Source organism: Streptomyces sp. NPDC002055, from assembly GCF_040296705.1.
Taxonomy (GTDB): domain Bacteria; phylum Actinomycetota; class Actinomycetes; order Streptomycetales; family Streptomycetaceae; genus Streptomyces.
Genome location: NZ_JBEOXS010000014.1, coordinates 80,633 through 105,674, shown reverse-complemented (window position 1 = coordinate 105,674; position 25,042 = coordinate 80,633). Strand labels below are relative to the sequence as shown.

The 25,042-nt window shown below is 69.0% G+C and carries 23 protein-coding genes, 1 tRNA gene and 1 pseudogene; 10 read left to right on the top strand and 15 right to left on the bottom strand.

All coding sequences use genetic code 11. The features are described from left to right. Positions 1–24: 24 nt before the first annotated feature. From ABT112_RS11430 to ABT112_RS11390, 9 genes are all read right to left on the bottom strand, one after another. Positions 25–534: a P-loop NTPase family protein gene (locus tag ABT112_RS11430; protein WP_351508102.1), complete on the bottom strand. Its 510-nt coding sequence runs from the start codon at positions 532–534 to the stop codon at positions 25–27. Between the two features lie 96 nt (positions 535–630). Beyond that, entirely contained in the window at positions 631–1,683 is a 1,053-nt protein-coding gene (locus tag ABT112_RS11425) for a glycosyltransferase family protein (RefSeq protein WP_351508100.1), read from the bottom strand. Beyond that, a complete protein-coding gene (locus ABT112_RS11420) occupies positions 1,680–3,398 on the bottom strand; it encodes a carbamoyltransferase family protein (protein ID WP_351508098.1) in 1,719 nt (572 codons plus the stop codon). The genes ABT112_RS11425 and ABT112_RS11420 overlap by 4 nt, the downstream gene beginning before the upstream one ends. A gap of 7 nt (positions 3,399–3,405) precedes the next feature. Further along, complete coding sequence (locus ABT112_RS11415; protein ID WP_351508097.1) at positions 3,406–4,356, bottom strand: thymidylate synthase; 951 nt, start codon at positions 4,354–4,356, stop codon at positions 3,406–3,408. Beyond that, a complete protein-coding gene (locus tag ABT112_RS11410; RefSeq protein ID WP_351508095.1) occupies positions 4,353–6,203 on the bottom strand; it encodes a hypothetical protein in 1,851 nt (616 codons plus the stop codon). Before ABT112_RS11410 ends, ABT112_RS11415 begins: the two co-directional genes overlap by 4 nt. Then, on the bottom strand, positions 6,200–6,922 hold the full coding sequence (locus tag ABT112_RS11405) for an HAD family hydrolase (RefSeq protein ID WP_351508093.1): 723 nt from the start codon (positions 6,920–6,922) through the stop codon (positions 6,200–6,202). Before ABT112_RS11405 ends, ABT112_RS11410 begins: the two co-directional genes overlap by 4 nt. 47 nt (positions 6,923–6,969) lie before the next feature. Next, the gene (locus ABT112_RS11400) at positions 6,970–7,452 is read right to left on the bottom strand and encodes a DUF6082 family protein (protein WP_351508092.1); all 483 of its coding nucleotides are present in this window, start codon (positions 7,450–7,452) and stop codon (positions 6,970–6,972) included. Between the two features lie 428 nt (positions 7,453–7,880). After that, on the bottom strand, positions 7,881–8,504 hold the full coding sequence (locus tag ABT112_RS11395) for a hypothetical protein (RefSeq protein WP_351508090.1): 624 nt from the start codon (positions 8,502–8,504) through the stop codon (positions 7,881–7,883). Between the two features lie 185 nt (positions 8,505–8,689). Then, positions 8,690–9,448, bottom strand: a complete 759-nt coding sequence (locus ABT112_RS11390) for an ATP-binding protein (protein WP_351508088.1) — start codon at positions 9,446–9,448, stop codon at positions 8,690–8,692. 289 nt (positions 9,449–9,737) lie between these two features. On the opposite strand from ABT112_RS11390, the gene ABT112_RS11385 reads away from it, so the two are divergent. Next, positions 9,738–10,547, top strand: a complete 810-nt coding sequence (locus ABT112_RS11385; RefSeq protein ID WP_351508086.1) for an SDR family NAD(P)-dependent oxidoreductase — start codon at positions 9,738–9,740, stop codon at positions 10,545–10,547. 9 nt (positions 10,548–10,556) lie between these two features. Here ABT112_RS11385 and ABT112_RS11380 read toward each other — a convergent pair whose 3' ends face one another. Beyond that, a complete protein-coding gene (locus tag ABT112_RS11380) occupies positions 10,557–11,942 on the bottom strand; it encodes an NsdA family TPR-like regulatory protein (protein ID WP_351508084.1) in 1,386 nt (461 codons plus the stop codon). Positions 11,943–12,153: 211 nt separating this feature from the next. Here ABT112_RS11380 and ABT112_RS11375 point away from each other — a divergent pair, with 211 nt between their 5' ends. From ABT112_RS11375 to ABT112_RS11345, 7 genes are all read left to right on the top strand, one after another. Further along, positions 12,154–13,674, top strand: a complete 1,521-nt coding sequence (locus ABT112_RS11375; RefSeq protein ID WP_351508083.1) for a radical SAM protein — start codon at positions 12,154–12,156, stop codon at positions 13,672–13,674. After that, a complete protein-coding gene (locus ABT112_RS11370; protein WP_351508081.1) occupies positions 13,655–14,368 on the top strand; it encodes an aspartate racemase/maleate isomerase family protein in 714 nt (237 codons plus the stop codon). The genes ABT112_RS11375 and ABT112_RS11370 overlap by 20 nt, the downstream gene beginning before the upstream one ends. Then, complete coding sequence (locus tag ABT112_RS11365; protein WP_351508079.1) at positions 14,365–15,189, top strand: HhH-GDP family DNA glycosylase; 825 nt, start codon at positions 14,365–14,367, stop codon at positions 15,187–15,189. Before ABT112_RS11370 ends, ABT112_RS11365 begins: the two co-directional genes overlap by 4 nt. Then, entirely contained in the window at positions 15,182–16,024 is an 843-nt protein-coding gene (locus ABT112_RS11360) for a PfkB family carbohydrate kinase (RefSeq protein ID WP_351508077.1), read from the top strand. Before ABT112_RS11365 ends, ABT112_RS11360 begins: the two co-directional genes overlap by 8 nt. A 25-nt stretch (positions 16,025–16,049) precedes the next feature. Then, complete coding sequence (locus tag ABT112_RS11355; RefSeq protein WP_351508075.1) at positions 16,050–17,003, top strand: nucleoside 2-deoxyribosyltransferase; 954 nt, start codon at positions 16,050–16,052, stop codon at positions 17,001–17,003. Then, a complete protein-coding gene (locus tag ABT112_RS11350; protein ID WP_351508073.1) occupies positions 17,000–17,500 on the top strand; it encodes a P-loop nucleotide/nucleoside kinase family protein in 501 nt (166 codons plus the stop codon). Before ABT112_RS11355 ends, ABT112_RS11350 begins: the two co-directional genes overlap by 4 nt. Positions 17,501–17,580: 80 nt before the next feature. After that, positions 17,581–17,886, top strand: a complete 306-nt coding sequence (locus tag ABT112_RS11345) for a MazG-like family protein (protein WP_351508071.1) — start codon at positions 17,581–17,583, stop codon at positions 17,884–17,886. 251 nt (positions 17,887–18,137) lie between these two features. Here the strand turns inward: ABT112_RS11345 and ABT112_RS11340 are convergent, their stop codons facing one another. The 3 genes and pseudogenes from ABT112_RS11340 to ABT112_RS11330 all read right to left on the bottom strand — a co-directional run bounded on the left by ABT112_RS11340 (position 18,138) and on the right by ABT112_RS11330 (position 19,912). Then, entirely contained in the window at positions 18,138–18,488 is a 351-nt protein-coding gene (locus ABT112_RS11340; RefSeq protein WP_351508069.1) for a VOC family protein, read from the bottom strand. A gap of 594 nt (positions 18,489–19,082) precedes the next feature. After that, positions 19,083–19,583: pseudogene (locus tag ABT112_RS11335) on the bottom strand (transposase); the annotation flags it as partial. A gap of 41 nt (positions 19,584–19,624) precedes the next feature. Beyond that, positions 19,625–19,912: a hypothetical protein gene (locus tag ABT112_RS11330; protein ID WP_351508067.1), complete on the bottom strand. Its 288-nt coding sequence runs from the start codon at positions 19,910–19,912 to the stop codon at positions 19,625–19,627. Between the two features lie 91 nt (positions 19,913–20,003). Here ABT112_RS11330 and ABT112_RS11325 point away from each other — a divergent pair, with 91 nt between their 5' ends. Further along, a complete protein-coding gene (locus tag ABT112_RS11325; protein ID WP_351508065.1) occupies positions 20,004–20,663 on the top strand; it encodes a helix-turn-helix domain-containing protein in 660 nt (219 codons plus the stop codon). After that, positions 20,660–22,273: a tyrosine-type recombinase/integrase gene (locus ABT112_RS11320; protein WP_351508063.1), complete on the top strand. Its 1,614-nt coding sequence runs from the start codon at positions 20,660–20,662 to the stop codon at positions 22,271–22,273. Before ABT112_RS11325 ends, ABT112_RS11320 begins: the two co-directional genes overlap by 4 nt. Positions 22,274–22,886: 613 nt before the next feature. Here ABT112_RS11320 and ABT112_RS11315 read toward each other — a convergent pair. After that, a tRNA-Thr gene (locus ABT112_RS11315) sits at positions 22,887–22,960 on the bottom strand. Positions 22,961–23,260: 300 nt separating this feature from the next. Continuing rightward, entirely contained in the window at positions 23,261–24,862 is a 1,602-nt protein-coding gene (locus tag ABT112_RS11310) for an alpha/beta hydrolase (RefSeq protein WP_351508061.1), read from the bottom strand. Between the last annotated feature and the right edge of the window lie 180 nt (positions 24,863–25,042).

Below are 25,042 nucleotides of genomic sequence, written 5' to 3'. Positions count from 1 at the left end.
CCCCGGTCCGGGGGCGCGGGCCGTTCAGGACTGCTCGGTGGCCACCTTCTGCAGCCAGCGGCGCGTCTGGCGCCGGTTGGCCAGCAGCACCACGTCCGCTCCGGAGCCGAACTCCTCGATCTTCGCCATCACGCGGGGCCGCATCTTGCGCCGGTACGTGGCGACGTACTTGATCACGCCCCAGTGGATGCGGTTGTGCACCCCGTTGCCCTTGTGCCCGGCCCCGTGCCGGATCTGCCGGGAGAAGATCCCGTACAGCGCCGCCAGGGTCGACACGTCCATCAGGACCACCGTGTCGCAGGCTTCGAGCCGCACCTGCAGCGTCGAGTTGTAGTTGCCGTCGATCACCCAACGCGGCTGCGCGACCAGCTCGCGCTGCAGCTCGGTGAACTTGTCCATGGGCAGCGCGTTCCACTCGTCGTCGTAGAACGCGGCGTCCAGGTGCGTGACCGGGGCGTCGAGGATCGTGCCCAGTTCGCGGGCCACGTGGGATTTGCCGCTGCCTCCGCAGCCGACGATGGCGACCTTCTTCATGGTGCTCCAGCGTAGAGAGGTTCGCGTGTCCGGCGGGGCCATCCTCCAGGTCCCGTCCGGATGATCCAGGCGCCGTGGCCTGTCGAGCGGTCGGCATCAGGCAGCTCCCCGCTCGGTCGCGGTGGCCTGGACGAGGCCGTGCAGGACGGATTCCAGGGTGTCGACCTGCTTGCTCAGGCCGAACAGGCGCAGGCGGTCCACGCACGCGGCGATCAGATCGGCGTGCTGCTGGGTGCCAGCGATCTCGCGGAGGTAGGAGAGGCGGTCGAGCACGTCGTGGCCGGAGCGCACGACCAGCTCCTTGGGGACGAACCGGTCGGCGAAACGGATGTCCGCCGGGGCCAGCGGAAGGCACCCGGCGAGCACGGCCTCGAAGATGCGCTGGGTCATCTGGCCGACGGCGGCGTACCGCTCGGGCAGCATGAGCACCGTGGCCAGGGACCGGCCGTAGACGCCGGCGGCGGCCTCGAACGGGATCCGGCCCACGAAGCGGACGTGCGGCCAGCGGTCGGTCTTCGTCCATTTCCCGGCGACCAGGTGGTCGACGCGGGCGGCGGCCGGGGCGAAGAAACGGTCGAAGGGCTCGTCGCGGTCGTACTGGTTGCCCACGTAGCCGAGCGCGAGGTCCCGAGGCCGTGCCGCGAGGGTGAGGGGATCGGCCTGGGCGAGGAGGCCCTCGGCGACGGGGAAGAGCAGCGAGTGCGCACCGTGGGTCGGGGCGACGGCGGCCTCGCAGACGCGGGCGTGTGCGGTGCGTCGCCACACGCTCTCGGCCCGCAGGGTGCGGTCCTTGTCCCAGATCACGGTGGGCATCCGGTGCCGCACGGTGTAGTGGTTGATGAGCTGGGCCTGGCGGTGGAGGTCGCAGGTGTGCCCCTCGCTCCCGCACATGGTGGTGTTGCGGCCGGTGATCGCCCAGCGCCACTCCAGGAACAGGGCGTCGAGGCCCGGGAGGCCGTCGTCGAAGGTGTACGCGTCGCCGAGGTCGTCGCCGGCTTCGAGGCGGTCGCGGTCGGCCTGCAGGAAGACGATGTCGTGACCGCGGGCGAGGAGGGCGTCGATGAAGGGGCGGCGGTGGCTGCGGCCTCCGTCCGGGGTATCGGTGACGCCGTTGCCGAGGAAGCCCCAGAAGCTGTATCCGATCTTCACTTGGTGATCCACCGCCCTTCGAGGAGCAGGGCGTCGAGCCCGGAGTTGGCCAGGCAGTCCAGGGCCATCGCCGGTGTCCCGCAGATCGGCTTGCCCTTGACGTTGAGGGAGGTGTTGATCAGCACGGGCACCCCGGTGCGGCGGCCGAAGGCGGTCAGGACCGCGTGCATGAACGGGTTCTGCGACCTGGTGACGGTCTGCAGGCGGGAGGTGCCGTTGGCGTGCACGATGGCCGGCACCTGCTCGCGCGTCGTGTCCGTCACGCCGGAGGCCATGGACATGTACGGCGCCTGCTGGCCGAGGGTGAAGAACTCGTCGGCGCGTTCGGCCAGGACCATGGGGGCGAAGGGCCGGAACGGTTCGCGGAACTTCACGGTGGCGTTGAGCCGCTCGACGACGCCGGGCTCCAGCGGGGAGGCGAGGATCGAGCGGTTGCCCAGGGCTCGCGGCCCGGCTTCGACGGCTCCCTGGAACAGGCCGACGATGGTGCCGTGGGCGAGCTGGTCGGCGAGGAACTCCGCGGTTTCGATGCCGAGGGTCTTCTGGTGGAGGCCGGGCCAGGGGGCGAGGTCGAGGGGCTGGTCCTCGTAGGACGGGCCGAGGTAGCAGGTGCGGGCGATGCCGGCGACCGGGCGAGGGCTGCGCCGATCGACGTGCACGGCGAGGGCGGCGCCGATCGCGGTACCGGCGTCACCGGGCGCGGGCGGCACGAATACCTCGTCGAAGATGCCGGCCTCGATGATCTTCCCGATGCTCACGCAGTTCGTGGCGACACCGCCCCCCACGCACAGGCGCGAGGAGCCCGTGAGCGCATGGGCGCGGCGGGCCAGGTGGACCATGACCTGCTCGGTCCGCTCCTGGAGGGCCGCCGCGAGGTCCTGGTGGACCTCGGTCAGGGGGTCGCTCGGGTGCCGCTCGGGGCAGGTCTCGGCGATGAACCGGCGGGACGTCCGGTCGTATCCCGACGTGAGGGTGCGCGTGGGGAAGTAGGCGGGGTTGATGTGGAAGCCGGTCGCGGTCGTGCGGACGGCGTCGGCGAACAGGTGGCGGAAGCGGGCGGGGTCGCCGAGGGCGGCCAGCGCCATCACGGTGCCTTCCTCGTCGCCCCGGCGCCAGCCCAGGTGCTCGGTGACAGCGCCGTACACGTAGCCGAGCGAGGCAGGGTCGTTGATCGCGTCCAGGGTCTGCGCGACAGGGCGGAGCGCGGTGTGCCCGTGGGCGATGGTGGTGGTCTGCCGCTCGCCGAGGCTGTCGACCACGAGCACGGCGGCCTCGTCCCAGCCCGAGGCGGCGAGGGCGGTGAGCTGGTGGGCGCGGTGGTGCAGGACCGGCACGACGCGGGCGGCGGGGAACTGCCGGCCGATCACGCGCAGGCGGAGCTGGGTGCGCAGGGCCACCTTGGCGAACCCGTGCGCTCGGGCCAGGGCACGGTCGCGTGTCGCCGGGGAGAGCGCCAGGCGCAGGGCGGCGGGCGACTCGGCGAGGTAGCGGGCGGGCTGGAAGTTGTAGGCGACTGCGTCCACGTCGGCGGCGCTCAGTTTGGCCTGGCCGAGCAGCCACTCGATGGCGCGGGCCGGGTAGAGCTTGGTGTGCTTCTCCTCGGAGAGGCGTTCCTCCTCGACGAATCCGATCAGTTCGCCGTCCACCAGGAGGGCGGCCGACGAGTCGTGGGTGTACGAGCACAGGCCGAGGACGACCGAAGGGGTGCGCTTCACGGGCCCGTCACCTCGCCCCGGCGGTCGCGGCGGGCTTGGAGGAGCGGCGATCCAGCTCGCCGTACCAGGCGGTGAGGGCCTGGCCGAGGGGACCATCGATCCCGTCGGCCGCCCGCCACGCCTGCTGGCGCTGCCCGTCCTTCCACAGCCGGTAGCTGCGCAGCGTCTCAGCCATCGTGTCCCAGCCGGGGTGGCCGGTCACGTCACGGGCCTCGACCTGGTCGAGCAGGCCGTCGAAGCCCTTCCATGGCGTCCGCAGGTCGGGCATGACCGGGCTCGCGGTGAGCGAGGTCAGCTCCTCGGCCCGCTCGACGTGCTCCTCGTAGACGTGCAGCGAGCCCACGTGCAGGTGGAACTCGCCCAGCTCCGCGTCGAGCCACCCGGCGACAAGCTCGTGCAGCACGGTGTAGAAGAACACGTCGTACGGCATGCCGATCCACACATCCTGGCCGCGCATCATGGTCGCCATGTGCAGGCGGCTGGCGCGCAGGTGGAAGCGGAAGCCGAGGGTGCAGGGCACGTCCTCGTGCCCGGCGGCGTCCTGGGCCGGGTCGTAGAGCTGGATCAGGGCCCGCCGGGAGTCGGGGTCCTCCTTGAGGATCTCCACGACGCGGGCGAGCTGGTCGACCTTGCCTCCCCAGTTGCGCATCCTGGGCCCGTACGCGCCGAGCAGGACGCCGTCGTCGGCGTACTGGCGCAGCCGCGCGTTGTAGTCGAAGATCCACGGGGCGTCGGAGCCGGAGAGGTGCCAGATGGTCTCGGCGACCGCGAAGGCCGGGTTCACGATCCGGGCCGGGGGCGCGTAAAGCAGGCGGGCGCGCGGCTGGGTGAGCAGCAGGTGGACGTCGCGGACTTCGCGGGTGGCCATGCCCCGGGGGCTGACCCGCTCGCCGGACTTGGCCAGCGTGATGGCGCCGGAGAACAACTCGGCCATGCTGTCGGCGGTGAGGTGTGTCATCGGGCAGAAACTCCTTCGCCCTGGGGCGACGCGGAGGTCGCGCTCGGGGCATCGTGGTGGACATGGTCGGATGATCTGGCGCTGGTCTCGACGCACTGAGTGATGAGGCGAGCGACCTGGGCCGCGCTGTCACCGCGCCACCGGCACACCGCGTCCAGGGCCGTCTTTGCGACGGGCGTGCTCGGATCACGCAGGGCGCCGAGCGCTTCAGCGACGTCACCGGCGTCGTGGCACCGGGTCGCCAGGCCGTGGCCGGCCAGGTCCAGCGTGCGTTCGCCCGGCGTGCCGATTTCGAGGACCGGGACGTCGAGCAGCGCGGCCTCAATCCCGCACGTCGAATACGCGCTCGCCAGCACATCGGCCCCGGCGAGGCAGCCCCGGGCGCCGACCCGCGGGTCGGCCACAGCCACCGGCGGGCCGCCGTCCCGCTTCAGCAGCGCGGCGAAGGCATCGGCGCCCTGCGCCGGGTGCGGAGCGATGACGAGACCCCAGTCGCCTTCCGCCTCGCCCAGGCCATCCAGGAGGAGGTCCGCCTGGGCCTTGAGGCGAGCGGGGCTGAACGGCTGGCAGGCCCACACCGCGATCCGGGCGGGGGCACGGCGGTTGCCCGGAGCGAGCACCTTCTCCAGGTACCGCCGCTGTGTCTCACGTCCGAGGCCAGCGAGCGCGTCGAAGCGGGGCTGTCCCAGTACGTGGACCTCGGCGTCAGGGTGGCGCATCCACGCGCGGGCCAGCGGAGCGTCCCGTTCGCCCATGACGACGATGTCGCGGCTGTGCAGGGCTGGCCAGGCGACCGACTCCGCCGTCCACGCCCCGTGCTGGACGTGGACCGTGTTCACGCCGTGCCGCTCGGCCGCGTGCGCGGCCAGTGCGCCCAGGGGGCTGGTGTCGTTGCTCAACAGGACGGTGTGCGGCCGGGTCACGGTCAGGACGCCGTCGAGCCAGCTCTCGGCTCGCAGGATGGTCCGCCAGGAGGGCTGGGTGCAGCCGCCGCTGGTTTCGAGGAGTACGGACAAGAGCAGCACGAGCCGGGCAAGTTGGAGGTCGTGGCCCTTGACGTGGACGACGCGTTCGTCGGGGAGGTGCAGACTCTCGGTGGTGCCGGAGTGGGTGAAAAGGTCGCTCGGCGCCGAGCGCAGGTCGATGCCTGTGGCCGTCGGCGCGGAGCACCGCTCCGCCGGGTCGGTGGCGAGGTCGAGCAGGAGGCTCGACCTCCCGTCGCGCTCCAGCTCGGTGAGCACGGGCATCAAGGTGTCGGCGTGGCGGGAGGTCCAGGACAGCGCGACGACGTCTCGCTGTTGCAAGTCCGCGGGGAGCGGGCTCGGGTCCGTGTTCGCCGTACTGACACGGACCCGGTTGCGTAACTGGGCGGAGCGGGTGGGGTTGTGCGGTGCCGCTGCCCCGAGCAGATAGGCGATGCCGGACCAGGTGACGGTGTAGGCGAGGTACTCTCGCGAGCTGCTCGAACGCAGACCGACGCGCCCCTCGTACGGGGCGAGAGCCAGCGGTGCCGGAGTCGACGCGAACGGCTCCCAGGCGTCAAGGGCCAGCAGCTTCCGCAGGACCTCGGCCACGAAGCGCCGAACGGGAACGTGCTGGACGTGGAGCCAACCAGCGCCGCCCGGTGTGGAGGCGAGCGAGGCGCCGTAGCTCTCCAAGGCGTCCATGACGTTCTCGACGAGAGCGCGCACCTCCTGCTGGTCGACGGCGATCGCGTCCAGCTCGGCGGTCCGGATGTGGTCGGTCGTGACGTGACCCAGGACACCGCTGCCGACGAGAGCCCACCGAGGCTGGCCTGCGAAGTCGGAACGGACCAAGCTCAAGCCGCCCGTTGCCCGGGTGCTCACACCAGGCTCCCTTCGACGAACGGCTTCTCGGAGCGCAGGAGTTGCAGCAGTCCCTCGGGTGAGACGACGATCTCGGGCGCGGGCGAGGTGGGTCGCCCGTATCCCCACCCCGCGTGGACGTAGGCGACACCGGCGCGGGCCGCCGCCTCCTGGTCGACCGCCATGTCTCCCACGAACACGGCCGCAGCCGGGTCGACTCCGAGGTCGACCAGTGCCAGGAGGATCGGGTCGGGGGCCGGCTTCGCCCGACCCGTACCAGCGGGGGTGCGGACGGTGGCGAAGGGGCAGCCGAGGTGCGCGAGGAGCGGGGCGGCGCGGTCGACGTGCTTCGACGTCACGACGCCCAGCCGCCAGTCGGCGGCGACGAAGGCATGGAGCACTTCGACAACGCCGATGAATTCGTGTGCGAGGTGTGCGGCAGCGACGGATTCCGTCTCGTACGTCCGCCGGACCGCATCGATGTCGGCGATGCCCAGGCGCTGCATGATGTCGCCGAACTCGCGTCCCAGGTGACGCTCGTAGTCCGTGAACGGAAGGGTGATGCCGTGGGCCTCCTGGACCTTCCGCCATGCCTTCTGCATCACCGGACGGGTGTCGAGCAGGACGCCGTCGAGGTCGAGGAGAAGGGCACGCTGCGCGCGGTCGGCGTGCCGTCTCTCGGCGACTGCGCCTTCGGATGCGGCCGAAGCCGGTGGAGCCATCGGGGCTGGAACGGTCATGGTCTTCCTCCTCGTCAGGGTGCTCGTTGGAAACGGGTCGGCGTGGCTCAGAGGGCCGAGACCGGGTCGAGTTCGCACTCGGGGTACTGGCTGGGACCGCCGGCCTCCTCGAACGCCGCATTGAGCAGTGCCAGGTACATGCGGTCGTGCCGATTCGTGGCCTGCAGGCCACGTGCGTGGCGGGTCAGGGCCCACGCCTTGAGGCCCGTGGGGTCCTTCATGAAGCTCTTTGCGTTCTGCCGCAACATGGCGGGCGTGTGGACCCCTACGGCCAGCCCGGCTCGCCAGAACTGGAGCCACCACTGGCACATCAGCAAGGGACCGGACTCCTCCTCCTTGACGTGATCCGGATGGTTCCGCGCCCAGATCGGGTCCAAGTCGGAATGTGTCGTGGCGACTTCGAGCATGCGGCCGTGCGCCTTATGCATCTCCAGCTCCAGGAGCTGCCGGTGTTGCAGGTGCCGTTGGGCGGTGTGCACCACGGACGCGACGGCAACGGTGGCAACCAGAGCGAGAACGGGACGATTCATCTGCTACCTCACTTGCTCGTGGGTGGGAGTGTCCGTGACCGTCGTGATGCCGCGTCCTGCGGGCCGTCAGGCGAAACCGGAGGCACCGTGCTGCCGGGAGCGGGCAGACGAGAGCGGCGGTGGAATCGGGAAAGGTCGAAGCCGCTACCCCGGACCTCGCCAGCGGGCACGGCGAAGAGGTCGATGCCTGCCTCGCTGGGCAGTTCCGGCGTGGCCTCCTGGATGGCGAGCAGGGCCTCGCCCTGTTCGCGGTGCGGCAGAAGGCCCGGTGGCCCGTTGATGTGTCCCTCGAAGGTCATGGTGTCCCCGGATCAGGTGGAGTGGTAGGCGATGGCGAACACGGCAAACATGGCGAGAACCAGGAGGACCTGAGCGCTGGCCTGTCTCCAGCCCCAGCCCTTCGCGTCCATCCAGCGCAGCGGACGCCTTCAAGTCGGTACGGCCGGCTCCTCGGGGATCACGAGATGTATGAAGGCTTGGTATCGCTCGCCCAGATGCTTGATCACGGCGTGGTACTCGTCGTCATCAGAGCTGATGTTGTGCCGATCGAGGACGATCACACCGACCGCGAATCCGCCTCGGATCAGGCGCTCCGCCTCACCCCAACCGGGGCGGTTCCACGGCGGCGTGTAAACGCCACGGCTGGTGCGCGCACCGGGGAAGTAGCCCGTGGCGACGGGGACGGCCACGTCGTGGAGCCTGGCTCCTATCGCATATCCGTGCTGCTCGGCTTCGGCCTGAAGGGTGTTCCAGTCCTCGTCGGGGCTGGCCCCGCTGCCCAGAAGCAAGCTGTAGGCCAGTACCCGAAGTTGCCGATCATCGGCTCGCCGAGAGTGCCGTTCGTTCGCCTCCCGACGAAACTGCTGACGGAGACGACAAAGCTGTCCGCTGCGGGACGGGCGCACCAACGGAGCGCCGTGGTGCCACCTCCGGATCCCTGCGTTGTCGACGTCCATCCAGTCACTGGACACCGACCTCTCCAGCACCGCCTCGCGGTGAGCCGTGTGCGCCAGCGCGGCTGACGCGCCACGGAATTGATCGTGCGGCGACATGGGGGTGCCTCCATATGTCGTGATCGGATCAAATGCTCGGCGACTGCCCTCCCCGGTACCGAGGCCAACCGGGGAGGGCTCACCAGGAGGAGCCATCGGCGATCTGTGGGGCCTTGGCGGACGACTACTCCTCGTCGTGCCGAATGCTGGCCGCTCCACTCAGCCGTTGGCCGTACCGATGGGTCTCATGAGACGGCGCTGCTCGAATGGAACCGTCCGGGCGGTGGCGGGGCGTCGCGGCTATCTCCGCCTGCTCGTCGGCGCTCACCATCCGCACTCCGTCGAAGAGCCGTTGTTCCCAGGAGGAGAGCTCCCTGCCGAGCTGGGGCGCCGGGCTGACTTCTTCTGTCTCGTCCACGGCTCAGATGCGCCGCCCGACCCCTACGAGCACGCGGCCAATCAGGTTCGGATCGACTCGTGGCGTCCTCGGCTTCGCGGGGCCGGCTAATTGGAGGCCGGTCCGGAGAGCGCGCCGACCTCTCGTCCTCACCGACTCGGTTGGCGGGGTTGAGACCGATCTCGGCCCACACCACCTTGCCGGGCATACCGCGCGCCGGATAGTGGCCCCAGCGCCTGCTCATCACTGCGACGATGAAGATGCCACGGCCCCCCGTCGCCTCCACGCCGACCTGTTTCAGCACCGGCGGCCTCGTGTCGCGATCCCACACCGATACCCTCACCGCGTCGCCGATGATCTCCAGGGCGAGTTCGAAGGTCTGCACCGTGTTTCGCACCGAGAACGGGGAGGCGTCCTCCTCGCCCTCCTTGGGGTGCCGGACGGCGTTCGTGGCCAGCTCCGACACCAGAAGCTGCACGGTCTCGGCGATGCCGGCGTGCACGCCCCAGCGGGACAGAACATCTGCGGTGTGCAACCGCGCCAGACCAACAGCGTTGGGGATATCGGCCAACATGAGGCTATTGCGCGACTGTGGTGCCTTGGACACGGTGTGCCTCCCGAGTTGGGAGAGGAGCGCGGGGTGCGTTCGCTGGCTCTCGCTCGTTTCGTGATGGGGCCGCCGTACCCGGCGTCGGCGATTACGCATTGGCAGACGGCATCCCGGGTCCGCGCCGTCTCCGAATCCGCGGGACCGATGCTTGGCTGATCGCCGACTGCACGGTTGTCCCCGGGCCGGGTACGTCCATAAGAGAACCGCCCCCGCGGCCCGTTAAGAAGGGTGCATGGAGGATGTCTCCAGCCACACGGGTCGGCATGGTTGGTGAAGGGTTGTACGGATGACGAGTACAGAGCGTGATCACAGGAAGCGGGCGGCAACGCGGCGTTTCGACGGACGGCGAGTCGTCGTGACAGGGGGTTCCAGAGGACTGGGCGAGTACGTCGTACGCCTGCTGCTCTCGCAGGGAGCGCAAGTGGCAACGTGCGCTCGGAAGCCCGAGCCGCTGGAGGCGCTTCGCAGTTCGCTCGGTTCACCCGACACACTGTTCACCCGGCCTCTGGACGTCACCGCGCCGGAACTGCTGGAGAGGTTCGTAGACGAGGCCGCGTCAGCGCTGGGCGGCTTGGACGGCGTCGTCGCCTGCGCCGGCGGCGCGCGTGGTCGAGGAATCGCCGAGGCAACGCCTCAAGACTGGTCGACCACGTGGGAGATGAACGTCGGTCATGTCGCGCGGCTCGTAGCGACAGGTGCCCCGCACCTGCGGACTGCTGGTGGCGGCTCGATCGTCGTGGTGGCTTCGGTATCCGGTTGGAAGCCAGGCCCACAGGCTCAGTACGGTGCGGCGAAGGCCGCCCAGATCCACATGGTGTCGTCGTTGGCAAGGGAGCTGGCAACGGGCGGCATCCGCGTGAACGCGGTCTCGCCCGGGTCGATGCTCATCCCGGGCAAGCGATGGGATCGGATGCGCCAAGAGGACCCATCAGCCTTCGACCGCTTCCGCGCCGAGTTCCCCGGGGGCGACCTGGTGCACCCGGAGGAAGTGGCGGACGTGATCGCGTTCTTGCTGTCAGACGAATCCCGGGGAGTGACAGGAGTCAATCTCCCCGTCGACAAGGGGCAGAACGCGCCGACTCCGGAGGGGTACTGACCGACCGGGTCAGGCCGCAGTGCCGAGTATCGGCACGGCCCGGAGTTCGAATTCGCGCACGATCGGCTCGCTCCGGTGAGGAGCAAGTCGCGTGCGGAAGTCGCGCAGGGCCTGGACTGACCGCTCGCTGTGAACGCCGCTGAGTAGATCCAGGGCGTTGCTGGCGGTGCCGACTGCCTCGTCCAGCCGGTTCTGCTGGAGGAACGCCGTGGCGAGTACCGATCGGCTGATTGCCTGGCGGCGGCGCCGGTCGCTGTTTGCCTCCACCGACGCGCTGGCGAGGCGCTCGGCCTGGGCTGCCTCGCCGAGGTCACGGTGGACCAGGGCGGCCTCGGCTTCCAGATAGTGGTGGTCCAGAAAGCGGACCCACGGCGATTCCTCGGCCGGCCCCCGGCTGGTGTCCAGTCCTCTGCCAGCCGCGTGGAGGGAAGCCGTGGCCTGTCGGGTGTCGCCGAGAGCGGCGTAACCGCGGGCGGCCATGGAGTGCAGACGCATGAGTCCCAGTGGGCTGCCCGACGACTGGGCAGTCGCGATGCCCGCTCGGGCGAGCGCGACTCCCTCAGTGGGGTTGCCGAGGCTGGTGGCGAGGTGGGACATGCCCGCCAGGATCTGCCCGCCGAGCACCCGGTCGCCGCCTTCTGCGCATAGCCTGAGTGCCTGGATCATGTAACGCTCGGCGAGTCCATAGTCAGCCGTGTCGTACGAGCACCACCCAGCCATCGCCGCCATCTTCGCGGCCGAGGTGTACAGGAGTCGGCGCTGGTGGCTGGGCATGTTGCGCTGTTGCAGCATGGGTGCGAGCTGGGTACTGAGGTAGTGCACGATGCTCGCTCGGACTCCGCCGCCACCGAAGCGGTTGTCCATCTCGTCGAACATTTCGATCATCGATTGGACCTGCTCGACGGGGCCTCCGTCGGCGACAGCGGCTAGGCGTGGAACCTGATCGTCCTCAAGGAGCCAGAGCAGCCATTGCCGCTGGGGGTCTATGAGGGCCGACGCGACGAACGGGACGGCCCCGAGCAGGCTGCGCCGCGAGATGTCGGTGGAGCCCAGCTCCGCGAGCGTGTGCAGTGTTTCACCCACGTCTTCACGGTACGTCAAGGCCCGCGCAACGACGGGCCGCTGGCGCTGCTCTGGGAACCCGAGGTCAACAGGCGCGATGGGGCGTCCTAAGAATTCGGCCAGGGCAGCGGCGATGAATTCCGGGGCGCGATCACGAGGCGTCATACCTTGCAGCCACCGGGTTACGGACGCCTTGTCGTAGCGCGTGACCACGCCCTGCAGCGCGGCCAGTTCGTTGACCTTGCGGGCAAGGGCGCCGTGCGAACGACCGGCCTCCAAGATCACAGCCGCGAGTGCGGCGTTGGCCTCGCCGTTCCCCCTTGCGCTTCCCATGCGTAGATGATGCCTTGTCGATCACGCTCTGTCCCAGCCTTTCGACACAGGGGCATGAAAGAACAACCCCCGTACAACCGAACAACCCCGTTACCCCCTCCTCGGAAACGGAGCGAGCACTGAGACTGGGAGAGCTGCGGGCCGACGGCCCTTCCCGGCGAGGACGCTGCTGGAACGTCGCCAATGCCCTCAGCACCGGAGGGAGAACACCATGCAGCCCGTAGTCGTCTTGGATTGCTTCACCGTCGAGCCGAGCGGTCTCGGCGTACCGCCGTACCTGTCGACCTACGTCCGGAACGCCTGGTCGGCACTGCGTCGGGTCAGGCCGGAGGCTGACGTCAAGTATGTGACCATCGACGATGTCCGCTGGTGTCTGGCTGGCGGCAGGCCCACTGTCGAACCGCCTCAGAGCGATCCGTTCACGTACTCGACAACCGTCAATCGGGACTCCGCCATTCAGCTTCTGCGGGATGCCGAGATTGTGGTCGTCATCGCCGGAGACGCCGTTCCATCCGTCCATCTGCACGCTGTGAACGGGTCGTTGGAGGAGATCGCTCGCGCGCTCGCCTGCGCACGAGGCCGTCGGTACCTGCTCGGGCCGTTGTCCACCTACGCCCTGGCCGCTCCTGCGGAGTACGCCGGGCTGTTCGACGCCGTCCACACCCATACGGTGACGTCTGGCGACCTCCTGCTCGGTAGCCACCGCCCCGCCCCCTACGCGCAGATGCAGCGCGAGCGCGACTCGTTCACCGGCCTCGTCGAGCAGATGCCCTGGCGGCCGATCGCCGAGCTGGAGCTGTACCGCGGCTGCACCCGGCGCAAGTTCTGCGACTTCTGCAACGAGCCAGCGAAGTCCCCTATCGTCGCCTTCCGCGAGGTCGACGATGTCGTCGCCGAGGCCGCCCAGCTCTACGCCGCCGGCGTCCGGAACTTCCGCCTGGGGCAGCAGACCTGCTTCTTCTCGTACCGCAACCGGGACGAGGACGCGATCCGCGCCCTGCTCGGCGGTATTCGGGAGCGCTGCCCCGACCTGGAAGTACTCCACATCGACAACGCGGACCCGCTCGCTGTGGCCGCGCCGGTCGGCCTGCGCATCGCCAAGCTGGTGGCGGACTACTGCACCGAGGGCAACTGCGCGCCGATGGGCATCGAGAGCTTCGACCCGGCCGTCATCGCGAGGAACACCCTCACCTGCACGCCCGAGATCCTGATGCGGGCCGTCGAGCACGTGAACGAGGCGGGTGCCGCTCGTGGTCCTGGTGGTCTGCCGATGCTGCTCCCGGGCCTGAATCTGATCTACGGTCTGCCTGGCGAGACCCACGGCACCCACGTGGCAAATCTCCGGGGCTTGGCGGAGATTCTCGATGCCGGCCTGCTGTGCCATCGGACGAACGTCCGCCTGGCACGGGCCTTCCCTGGTACGCCACTGGCCGCGCTCGGCGAGTTGGAGCCGCTGCCCTCGGCGGAGCACTTCCCCTCCTGGAAGGCGGACATCGACTTCACCTGGGATCAGCCGATGAAGGAGCGGGTCTATCCGACTGGTCTGCGCGTGCCCGGACTTCACTCCTACTTCATCGGCCAGGGCGGCACCTGGTGGCGACGGCTGGGCTCGTACTCGATCCAGATCGTCGAGCGCGACGCGGCGGTGCCGCTGAGCACTACCGGCGACCTGGTGGTGACCGGCCACGCGCCTCGCATGATCTACGGAGAACGTGTTGCATCCGCTTCCTGACGGGACGCTCGCGACGCTGGCGGCCCTGGATGCTGCAGCGGACCGCACCGTCCGTGCGGGGCTGCTGCTGCCCTGGGCCAACGTCGCGGTGGAGACCGAATTGACCCGCCTCGGCCTGCGCCACACGGTCTTCCACCATGCGCGTCTCGTGCCCGCATCCAGGACGACGGCGATCGACGCCTCATTCTGGCTCGGGCTGCGTGAAGCGTCTGGGCAGGCGCTTGACTCGTTGTCCCACATTCCTCTGGACGCAGTGATGCTGGCGTGCACGTCAGCAGGCTTCACCGACGGTCCGCCGCTACCCGGCGGCGTGGTCACCGCTTTCGACGCCCTTCTGCGGGCTCTCACCGAGGCAGCCGTGGCACGCGTGGTACTGGTTGCGCCTTACCCCGCCCAGGTGACCGAGGCGGAGTCGGCGGCGTTGGCCGAGGCCGGCGTGGAGGTCTTGGCTCATGCGAGCCTGGGCCTGTCCGACGGCTATCCCGCGATCACCCCGGATCAGATCCTGTCCCTGGTGGGGCAGCTACCGCAGGAAGCGGTCGGGGCTGCCGAAGCGGTGGTCTTCTCGTGCACCGGATGGCACACCCTGCCGGTGATCGCTGAACTGGAGCACCGGTTCGGGAAGCCTGTCCTCTCGTCCAATCTCGCCATGGCACTACTGGCCACCCGAGCCCGTGCTGGAGTTTGTTCATGACGATCGAGAGGGAGAAGGCTAAGCCGCTTGAGATCAGGCGCGTCCACCGGCTGGTGGCCCGCGCCGCCTGCCTCCCGGATGTGCAGGCCGAGGTGGAGGCCAATCACGACGAGAACCGTTGGTGGCCGACGTCGATCAGCGATCCGCGGGTACGGATGCTGGCCGCTGGCTGGTCCACCCGGGTCTCCTATCGAATGGTGGAGACGTACGCCCGAGTGATCGCCTCAGCGGACGCTCGTGGCTTCGAGAACCTCGTTGCCGCCTCCGATGCCGAGCTTGCACCGCTTGTACGTCCTATCGGCCTGCCGCAGACCCGGATCGACTACCTGCGCTCCCTCGCGGAGCTTCTCCGTGGCTGGGAGAAGGAGGGGACCGACCCGACTGGGGATTCAGCAGACTGCGACGCCTTGATCCTGGACTTCGCCACGCGGGTGCGAGGTGCGTCCTACAAGGTCGCCCAATGCGCACTGCTCACGGCCCGCGGGTATCACTGCGGCATCATTCCAGTGGACTCCGGCATGGTCACCAAGCTCGCACCGGCGCTGGGCCTCGTCCTTCCGACGGGAACCGTGGCGCACGAACGTATGCGGCACGTCCTTGAAGCGACCGTGCACGCCCGCTCAGCCGAGTTCCGCTCGCTGGCCACCGACAGCGAGTACCAGGTGACCATCCCCGAGGGGGCGGAGCCAACCTGGTTCGCACACCTCGTCTTGATCTACTTCAAGCGCCTGTACCTGAACGGTCCCGCTCTGCAGCTCTGCCGTCGGCGACCGGTCTGCTCGAAGGTCGTCGACTGCGCACATCGTGCCCGCCGTGCTTGACCTTCTGGAGGACACCGTGGAACGACTCGACGTGATCGGCAACATCAGCCGGGACCGGACCCGCTATCCCGATCACCGTGGTGGATCCCGGCTCGGCGGCGCGGCTCTGTTCCTGTCCCTAGCGGCGGCAAGGGCCGGCCGCCGGGCGGCCCCGGTCTGCGTTCTCGGAGACGATCTCGCGAATCTTCCGGAGTCGCCGGGTCTGGACACGCTCGACTGGACGGCCCGGATCCAGGTCGACGGCGTGTCCACCACGTTCGACTTGGAGTACGACCTGCAAGGCGAGCTGGTGGGAGTAGGCACGGACTACGGCGTGGCCGAGGGGCTGACCGCGCATGCGCTCAGGCACGTGGACCTGTACCCGGGCGGCACCTACCACGTCTGCTGCCGCCGGCCGCTGGACGTGGCAGCAGTGCTCGACCAACTCGTCGCAAAGGGGGCCGACTTCAGCGTGGACTTCTTCCTGCCGAGCGCGGAGGAGATGATCCGCGCTGCGGCCCCCTGGCTGCCGAAGGCGACCACGCTGTTCGTCAACGCCGCCGAGCACCAGCTTCTGGAGCAAGTGATCGGCTCCGGGGCGCTCCCGGAGGTGGTCATCACCGATGGCCCCCGGGCCGCAGTGGTTCACCGCTTCGGGCGTCAGGTCGCCTCCGCCGTTCCACCGCCGAGTCCGCCGCGCGAAGTCTCCGGCGCCGGAGACACCTTGGCCGGGACCTTCCTGGCCCATCGTTCGCAGGGTGCGACAGCCGCCCAGGCTCTGGCAGAGGCGACAGCAGCCGCAGCCAGGTACGTCGCGGCCCCGCCCCTTCCGATCCCCGCGCCCCGTCGCGGCTGACCTAACGACTTGGGGGCCCTTCCCGGTGTCCGTCTACGTAGCCCACCGGCTCTTTGCCGCGCACGACCGCGCTCTCGCCGCTGACCTCGCTGATCGACTCGCCGCGAAAGTCGGTCCGGATCGCGTCTTCCTGCCGTTCTGCGACACCGACGAGGAGGACCTGGTCGCCGAGGTCAAAGGGCGCCGCCTGTTCGAGCTGGACCGCGAACGCCTTGGCCGCCTCGACGCTATGGTCGCCATCCTGCACGGCCCGAGCCTTGACGACGGGGTCTGTATGGAGATCGGATACGCCGCTGCTTCGGGTGTCCCGGTCATCGTGCTCACGACCGACTTCCAGACCTACTCGCTGACCGAGGCCGGCCCTCGCCTCGAATTCCCCGACCCCCTCGTCCAGGCCGTGGCCACACGCATCGTGCGCGTCGCCAAGCTCGGACCGCCAACCCTGCCGTCGACTCCGTCCCAGTCCCGCTTCCCGGGCTTCCAGGCGCGCAACGTGGCCCAGATGAACACGGCACTCGACGCGGCCGTCGACGCGCTGGTTGACCTCCCGGATCGTGCTCCTCGTCTCGTGGGTGCACCTGCCGTGATCGGCGCACCCGTCTACGTCGAAGCATCGCCGTACACGGCATGGGGTCGAGATCATCTGGCCGAAGCATGTGTCGATGCTGGCCACACGGTGATGGTGCCCCAGCGCTTCACTGCGTCGGACCCGCTAGCAGGGGCACTGGCCGACCTGACCGCGGTGTGTTCGGCTGCTCGGCTGCTGGCCGACGTCTCCGGCGCGGAAACGCCGCCCGGAACCGCCCTGCTCATAGGCGCGGCTGCGGCCAGCGGCGTACGGATCGCGGCCTTCCAACCGCGCCCGACGTTCACGCACGCCCACGGCCGGGAGCCAAACTGGCGGAACCTCATGATCCAGTACGCCGCCGACGCTCACCTCGAAAATGGCGACGCCGTCCTGTCCTGGCTGGCCGCATGAACCTCGACGAGATCGCCGGCGAGTACCAGACCTTGGTCCTGGAAGGTTGCGACGGAGTCGGCAAGAGCACGCTCGGAGAACGCCTATCGACGGACCAAGGCTTCGTCGTGGTGCACTCCCCGAAGACGCCCGACCATCTCGACCTGGCCACCCGCTACAGGAACATCCTCGCCGGCCCCGGACGGATCCTCTTCGACCGGTGCTTCATCAGCGAGCTCGTCTACGGCCCCCTTCACCGGGGCCGGTCCCGGATCAACTGGAGCCAGGCGATCGACCTGGCCGAGAGCGTCATCGAGCGTTCCGGCGCGCTCGTCCACCTGACCGCACCGCCAGCCGTCATCCGCCAGCGACTTCTCCTGCGCGATGGCGAGGCGGTCAGCCTGGAGGAGGTATCCGCGCTGGTGACGGGGTACGACAGGGTTTTCTCCACCCTCGCTGACTACACCCGCGTGCTCACCATCGACACCACGGCACTCGAACTCCCTTCGGCAGGGTGACGGCCTACCGAAGCCAGCACACCGACACGCTGCTCCCGCTAGGCTTCGAAGGCACCTGCTGTACCGCCGCTGGAGGAGTCTTGGAGATCGGGTCCGCCCAGAAGCTCGCCTGGGAAAACAAGACCCTCAAGGGGTTCAACACCACCGACGTAGCCTTGGAGTTCGGTCTTCTTTCCGCCGAGGTCGGCGAAGCCTTCACCGCCTGGCGCAAGGGACTGCCCGATCTCGGGGAAGAACTGGCCGACGTCTTCCTCTACCTCACGGCCCTGGCTGAGATGAATGGCGTGGACCTGGACTCCGAGGTCGCCCAGAAGATCGAAAAGAACACGCGGCGTACGTACGAGCGGAACGAGCACGGGGCGCATATCCGGACGGGCGACGCCTAGAAGATCGAGGAAGATCTTGCTCCGGCCGCCCCAAGCGCGCAACCGCCGAAAGCTTGGCTCCCGCGGCGGTCGGCCGCCGCGCTTCGACCCGGCTGACTACCGCGAGCGCCACGCGGTCGAGTGCGGGATCAACCGACTCAAGAGACATCGCGCTGTCGCCACGCGCTATGACAAGCTTGCCGTCCGCTACGAGGCGGCCGTGCTGGTCGCTGCCATCAGCGAGTGGCTTTGACCTGAACATTTGCAAGCGTCTACGAGTTGGACCAGGTGCGAGTGGACAGCACCAGCAGATAGCCGTCGGGGTCCTGAAAAGTCACGCCCCAGGTGTCCCAGTACGGATTATGGGCGGGTACTCGATTCCCGCCATGCCGCTCGAGCTGTTCCACGAGGGAGTCGGGAACTGGTTCGCCGAGGTAGATGACCAGCAGGTCTTCAGCGGTGGGCCGCGGTTCCAAGGGAGTGGCGGGATCGTGCACGAGTTCCAGATGCCAGCCGGCCTCGGGCCAGCCGACCATCAGGAGCGAGCTCCGGCCCGGGGTGCCGTCCGCCGCATGCTGGTACAGGACGTTGAAGCCGAGACCTGAAACCCAGAAGTGTGCCATCGGGCGCTGGTCCTAGTCCCGGTTGCCGAGGACTGAATGGTCCTGACCAGCCTTTTCGATACACGTCCTAGCTCCAAGAGCACGGAGTGACACGTCGTTGAGCGGCGGCCCGTGGTTACGGGACAGTCTTTACGGACGGTCCCCGCACACGATCCGCAGAAGAATGGTGCAGCCAGCTGCTGACCTACTCGGCAGCCGGGCAGCGTACCGTTGTCAAGGTGACAGCGGTACGCGCCGGGAACACCGTGGTGATCGTCTCCGGCTCGCAGGCCCCCGTCGACACCTAACTGGACAAGGCTCTGCGCGCAGCCCGCTCCCGCGACGGAGCCTTCCCCGACACTCGAAGCAAGAAAGGGCCATCGCGGATGTCCGCTTCACGTAACTCCGGTTCCACCCCCGATACACCCCCGCCAATCTGGATGGGTGGAGGTACCGCAGTGGTGTTCGGCCTCTTCGCCTCGTCGTTTACCGGCAATCCGCGCTGGTGGCTGGTGGGAGCTATCTGCGGAGTGGGCGTGGGCCTCATTGCGTTCTGCATCCGAATTTCCTGGCGAAACCGCGTGACCGGTTACTGACGTTGAAAGGGTGATGTCGTCATGGTGGAGGGGGCCTGAGTCCGGTTCCGGTGAGGCAGCCGTCGAGGACGTCGTGGCGGTACTAGAGCTGGCGTGGGCCCCGCCAGACGGCGGTGATCAGGTCGTGTGGGTCGGCGAAGGCTCGATTGGCCGTGGTGGTGCGCCGCAGCATCGACCAGATGCCCTTGACCGGGTTGAGGTCGGGTGCGTAGGGCGGGAGTTGGTAGACGGTGAGCCAGTCCCGCTCGGCGATGTAGCGGCGCATCCCGACCGTCAGGTGAGTGTTCAGATTCTCCCAGACCAGCACGATCGGGCCGCCGAGCTGCTGGTGCGCGGTCTGGATCAGGTCGCGGTAATCCTTCCAGGAGAACCTCTTGCGTCCGTCGGGCCGCGAGGCCGGGCAGGGCCGATAGATCAGCCGGGACGGTTCGCCGGCTTTGTAGCAGGCCAGGGCGGCGACCGATAAGCGGCGGCGGGAGCGGCCCCGGACGCGGATCACGGGGGTGTGGCCGCGGCGGGAGCGCGCTCAGTCACAGTCAGCACACCGCTCGGTTGACGCCTCTAGGCGGCGAGGCCGTGACGCTCGCTTCTGCCGTCGCCCTGATCTCCACCTGCGTGCGGGCGCTCCAGGCCCAGCAACTTCAGCAGGTCAGCCGTCACTACCCGGTAGGCGTTGCCCAGACGCAGCACCTTGACCGGGTACTCCCCCTGCTTAGCGAGTCCGTACCCCGTTGATCGACCGATCATCAGCGCTCGGTTCGAGGTGTCGAGGTCGATCACGGCAGGGAGAGCAAGCAGCTCGTCGCCCGTCAGCCCTCGTGCCTCACGGGACGAATCAGATGCCGCCATGGTGCCCTCCTGGGAATATCTCGTGTTGCAGTGACGCAGTAGATGTATCACGAAGTTGCAGCAGCGCTTTCTAGCCATCTAAAGTGTCACCATGACACATGATCAATGGCCGACAGCGTTCACCGGTCGGATCGCCCGGCGCCTGCGGGACTCGCGCAAGGCCGCCGGCCTCACCATGGCCGAGGTCGCCCAGGGCTGTGCCGACCGCGGCTTGCCGGAGTTCACCGAGCACTCGATGAAGAATCTGGAGTCCGGGCGTAAGACGAGCATCACCGTCGCGGAGGTCGTCGTGCTGTCTGACGTCTTGGGCGTCCCGCCGGTGACTCTCCTCTTCCCGCTCGGGTCCTCAGCCAGGGTCGAGGTCCTCCCCGGTCGCGAAGTCTCAACTTGGGATGCGCTCGCGTGGTTCACCGGCGAGTCGCCCTTGGCCGAGCCCGCCCCCGAAGGCTCCGCTCGGGACCTCCTCGACCTCTTCCGTCAGCACGGTGACCTGGTGGCTGCCGCGATGTCCTCCCACGCCTTGGCCAGGGAAAGGCGGCGAGCTGCCAGCACCACCCTGGACCGGGCCCGCAGAGCCACCCTCCTGCAGCGCGCTGAGGGCTACGAGGAGCACGCGTTCGAGGACTGCCAGGAACTGCGCACGTTCCGTGGCCGGATGCGCGACCGCGACCTGGCACCTCCGTCCCTGCCTGACGAGCTGGCCTTCGTCGACCAGCCCGAAACATCGACCCCCTCGGAGGACAGCGAGTGAAAAACGGCAACCTCATACGACGGTGCCGCTGCACGGACCCGAAGACCAAGAAGGAGTACGGCGCCTCCTGCCCCAAGCTCAAGTCTTCGCGCCGACACGGCACCTGGACCGCCGTCCAGGAACTCGAACCCAACCAGAACGGCGACCGCAGGCGGTTCCGTCGTGGCGGCTTCGAGACGTCCACCAAGGCCCAGGAGGAGCTGGACAAGGTCCGTGCCCTCATGGCCATCCCCGAGGAGGACGACGCCTGGGGCAAGACCCAGATCAGCGACCTCCTGGAGAACTGCGTCAAGGACAAGGACCCGGTCCCGGACTACGACGAGACCCGCCGCCGCTTCAAGACAGGGCAGTCCCTGAACTCCAAGGTCACCGTGGCGGAGTGGCTCGACACCTGGCTGGCGGGGCGCAAGCGTCTGCGGCGCGGTGGAGCGACCCGCTACGAGTGCGATATTCGCGTCCACCTGAAGCCGCATCTCGGCCACCTGCGCCTCGACAAGCTCCGCGTGCACCACATCGATTCGATGTTCGACGCGATCAATGAGCGCAACATCGAGATCCAGGAACAGAACGCCCAGCGGCGCGTCGTGCGCGACGACCTCAAGGCCACGCCGAACAAGGGTGCCGCGAACCGCGCCCGACGTCACTGGCTGCGTGCTCAGCTCGGCGCGATGCCTCCCTTCCGGCGGATCACCGGCCTCAACACGCAGCCGCATATCCGGGACACCCTGCGCGCCGCGCTGAACGTCGCCATCGCCCAGCAGGTGATGCCCGCCTTCAACCCGGCGGCGCACGTCGAGTTGCTGCCGGGCACGAAGCCAAAGGCCCTCGCCTGGAGCGAGGAGCGCATTGCGCGCTGGAAGGAGACCGGCGAGAAGCCTTCGCCGGTCATGGTCTGGACCCCCGAGCAGACGGCGACGTTCCTCGACTTCGTCGAACAGGACCGGCTGTACGTGCTCTGGCGGCTCATCGCCTTCCGAGGGACACGACGCGGCGAAGGGTGCGGCGTCCGCTGGGAAGATCACTCGGCCAAGGCTCGCTCGCTCGCCATCGCCACCCAGCTCGTGCAGGACGGCTGGGAGGTCCACGAGGGCGCCCCCAAGACCGACAGCGGCATTCGCCTGATCGCACTCGATGAGGAGACGAACCAGGACCTCCTGTCTCACAAGGCCCGCCAACAACGGGAGCGGGAGGCGTGGGGCGAGGGCTGGCAGGACACCGGTCGGATCTTCACCCAGGAGGACGGCTCCCTTCTTCACCCTGGCAAGGTCAGCGACCTTTTCGAGCGTCTGGTGGACGCCGCTGATCTTCCTCCGATCCGGCTCCACGATCTTCGCCACGTCGCAGCGACGCTGATGCTCGCTGCCGGGGTCGACATCAAGGTGGTCTCCGAAACGCTCGGCCACTCGGACACGCGGATCACCCGGGACATCTACCAGTCGGTCCTGGACGATCTCGCTCGTGACGCCGCCGAAAAGGTCGTGCAGCTCGTGCCGCACGCCCGGAGGCCCTTGGCGGCGGTGAAGGACGGGGAACCGACGGCCTCTTCCCGCCGGCCCAGGATGACGCCTCCGCGCAAGAGCGACGAGGCCAAGGAAGAACGTTCCGCCTGATTCAGGCGTGAAGGAGCCCCGGTCAGCGGGTATCTGACCGGGGCTCCGGCATGTGATGAACGTCACTCATCAGTCGCAGCAGACCGCAAGAGATCGCATAGCGTGACTATCCCCCTCTCCATGGACAGCCAATCCAAGCGCGCCTCCGCTTCGGGCGCGGCCCCATCGGCGACCGCCGAGCAACCTTGGGCGAGCCACCGGCGCATCGACCTCCTGCGGGTCCTGGCTCCGCTCGCGCTCCAGCCGCTGCCGACACAGCCGAAGGCGGGGCTCGGTGTCCGGCTGAACACGAAGAAGAACCCCTGGCAGCGACGCGGAGCCGCGCTGCCTGCCTCCTTGGCGCACGACTTCAGGACACGTGGATCCGACCGAAGCCTTCCCAGGCGGCAATGCTGGACGAAGGCTTGTAGGGATGGAACAACAACCAAGCCGCCGTCCGCCCGCCCCCGTCGACGCTCCCGGCCACCGCCGCTGCACGCCATTTGCACGTTTGGCCACCGGTCGGCCACCAGGGGCCGCCTGGCGGAGCCTCTGGGCTGACACACCGACAGAAGTTAGGTCACGGAATGGAAAAAACCCCAGGTCACGGCGAGTGAGTCCTGGGGTTGATCCGAGCCGCCTTCGGGATTCGAACCCGAGACCTACGCATTACGAGTGCGTCGCTCTGGCCGACTGAGCTAAGGCGGCGAGCTGCTGGTACGCCTCGTCTCGCAGACACGGACTGGCATCAGCAACGGCGCTAAGTCTACACAGTCACCGGGGGTGCCTCGCACCCCGTTACCGTGACCCCGGGCTCACCGCCCGTTCCGGGCCCCACCCGCTCTCCGAGCCGCTCCGGCACCGCCCGGAGCACCCCAGGTCACCCCTCTGCCGCCCCGCTCGCAGCACCCCCGGTCGGCCACGCCAAGCCTCCGCCGCCCGGTTCGGCGTACCCGGCCATCCGCGCGGCGGCCCGCCACCCCCGACCGGCACCCCCGGCCCGCCCCCTCACTGGCACTTCTTCCCCTTCTCCGGCGCCTTCCCCTCCAGCAGATAGGTGTTGATCGCCGTGTCGATGCAGTCGCTGCCCCGCCCGTACGCCGTGTGCCCGTCCCCCTCGTAGGTCAGCAGGGAGGCCGAGGAGAGCTGGCCGGCCAGCCCCTGCGCCCAGACGTACGGGGTCGCCGGGTCGCGGCTGGTGCCCACCACCACGATCGGGTCCGCGCCCTTCGCCTCGATGCGCTGCGGTGCGCCCGTCGGCTTGACCGGCCAGTACGTGCAGTTCATCGCCGCCCACGCGAAGCCGGCGCCGAAGACCGAGGACGCCTTCCGGAAGGACGGCAGCTCCCGGCGCACATCGTCCGGGCCGCCGAAGCTGGCGGGCAGGTCCAGACAGTTGACGGCCGGGTTGGCGAACATGAGGTTGGCGTACGAGCCCTCGCTGTCCCGCTCGTAGTAGGCGTCGGCGAGCCCCAGCAGCCCGGCGCCGTCACCGTCCATGGCCGCCTGGAGCGCGTTGCGCAGCTGCGCCCAGCTGCCCTCGTCGTACATCGCCGCGACCACGGCCGTCGTCGCCAGCGATTCGCCCAGCTCACGCCGTTCGCCGGTGGGCAGCGGGTCGGCGTCGACCTTGCGGAAGAAGGCCTGCAGCCGCTCGGCCGCCTCCCGCTCGCTCCCGGTGCCCAGCGGGCAGTCGTCGCGCCGCACGCAGTCCTCGGCGAAGGCGGTGAAGGCGGTGTCGAAGCCGGCGGTCTGGTCGCGGTTCATCCGCAGGGAGGTCAGGGACGGGTCCATCGCGCCGTCCAGGACCAGCCGCCCCGCCCGGCCGGGGTAGAGCCCGGCGTAGGTGGCCCCGAGGTAGGTCCCGTACGAGGCGCCGACGTAGCTCAGCTTCTTGTCGCCCAGCACACCGCGGAGCACGTCCATGTCGCGCGCGGCCTCGACGGTCGAGACGTGGCCGAGGACGTCGCCGGACCGGTCGCGGCAGCCCTCGGCGAACCTCTTGTAGGCGCTGACCAGCCGCTTCACCTCACCCGAGTCGTCGGGCGTCTGGTCGACCTGGGTGTAGGAGTCCATGTCCTTGTCCGAGAGACACCCGACGGGTTCGCTGCCCGCGACGCCCCGCGGGTCCACCGCGACCATGTCGTAGCGCGCGCGGACGGGCGCCGGGTAGCCGATGCCCGCCCAGTTCTGGAGGTAGCCGATCGCGGAGCCGCCGGGGCCGCCCGGGTTCACCAGGAGTGAGCCGAGCCGCCGCCCGGGGCCGGTGGCCTTCACCCGGGAGACCGCGAGCTCCAGGTCCTCGCCCGCGCCGGGCCGGTCGTAGTCCAGCGGGGCCTTCATCGTGGCGCACTCGAACCCGTCGGCCCCGCAGCGGCGCCAGCGCAGCTTCTGCTCGTAGTACGGCGCGAGGGCGGCCGGGACCGCGGCGGGGAGGGGGCGCAGCACGCCGGCGCCGCCGGTCCGGCGCTGCCCGCTGCCCGGTCCCGCCGACGACGTCCCGAACTCCGCGGTGTCCGCATCGCCGCTCCCCGACGAACAGCCCGAGATCAGCAGTCCCGCGAAGGCGAGGAACGTGCCCGAGGTGCGGAGCAGACGACTGGTGTCCATGCGGGCATCCCCTCAGTTCTTCACGCCGTGTGATCGGAGGGTATCCGCACGGTCACGCTCCCTGCCCGCTCACCGTCCTCGTACGGGTGAGGTGCCCGCGCCGCCGTACGTGCGCTCACCCCGCCGTCCGTGCGCCCGCCCCGCCATACGTGCGCCCGCCGCCCGATGGCCGGCCGCCTC

What these genes read in the sequence shown, in the direction of transcription:
- ABT112_RS11430 (WP_351508102.1), bottom strand. Translation starts at nt 534, where the DNA reads ATGAAGAAGGTCGCCATCGTCGGCTGCGGAGGCAGCGGCAAATCCCAC.
- ABT112_RS11415 (WP_351508097.1), bottom strand. Translation starts at nt 4,356, where the DNA reads ATGACACACCTCACCGCCGACAGCATGGCCGAGTTGTTCTCCGGCGCC.
- ABT112_RS11405 (WP_351508093.1), bottom strand. Translation starts at nt 6,922, where the DNA reads ATGACCGTTCCAGCCCCGATGGCTCCACCGGCTTCGGCCGCATCCGAA.
- ABT112_RS11400 (WP_351508092.1), bottom strand. Translation starts at nt 7,452, where the DNA reads ATGAATCGTCCCGTTCTCGCTCTGGTTGCCACCGTTGCCGTCGCGTCC.
- ABT112_RS11395 (WP_351508090.1), bottom strand. Translation starts at nt 8,504, where the DNA reads ATGTCGCCGCACGATCAATTCCGTGGCGCGTCAGCCGCGCTGGCGCAC.
- ABT112_RS11385 (WP_351508086.1), top strand. Translation starts at nt 9,738, where the DNA reads ATGACGAGTACAGAGCGTGATCACAGGAAGCGGGCGGCAACGCGGCGT.
- ABT112_RS11380 (WP_351508084.1), bottom strand. Translation starts at nt 11,942, where the DNA reads ATGGGAAGCGCAAGGGGGAACGGCGAGGCCAACGCCGCACTCGCGGCT.
- ABT112_RS11375 (WP_351508083.1), top strand. Translation starts at nt 12,154, where the DNA reads ATGCAGCCCGTAGTCGTCTTGGATTGCTTCACCGTCGAGCCGAGCGGT.
- ABT112_RS11365 (WP_351508079.1), top strand. Translation starts at nt 14,365, where the DNA reads ATGACGATCGAGAGGGAGAAGGCTAAGCCGCTTGAGATCAGGCGCGTC.
- ABT112_RS11350 (WP_351508073.1), top strand. Translation starts at nt 17,000, where the DNA reads ATGAACCTCGACGAGATCGCCGGCGAGTACCAGACCTTGGTCCTGGAA.
- ABT112_RS11340 (WP_351508069.1), bottom strand. Translation starts at nt 18,488, where the DNA reads ATGGCACACTTCTGGGTTTCAGGTCTCGGCTTCAACGTCCTGTACCAG.
- ABT112_RS11330 (WP_351508067.1), bottom strand. Translation starts at nt 19,912, where the DNA reads ATGGCGGCATCTGATTCGTCCCGTGAGGCACGAGGGCTGACGGGCGAC.
- ABT112_RS11325 (WP_351508065.1), top strand. Translation starts at nt 20,004, where the DNA reads ATGACACATGATCAATGGCCGACAGCGTTCACCGGTCGGATCGCCCGG.
- ABT112_RS11310 (WP_351508061.1), bottom strand. Translation starts at nt 24,862, where the DNA reads ATGGACACCAGTCGTCTGCTCCGCACCTCGGGCACGTTCCTCGCCTTC.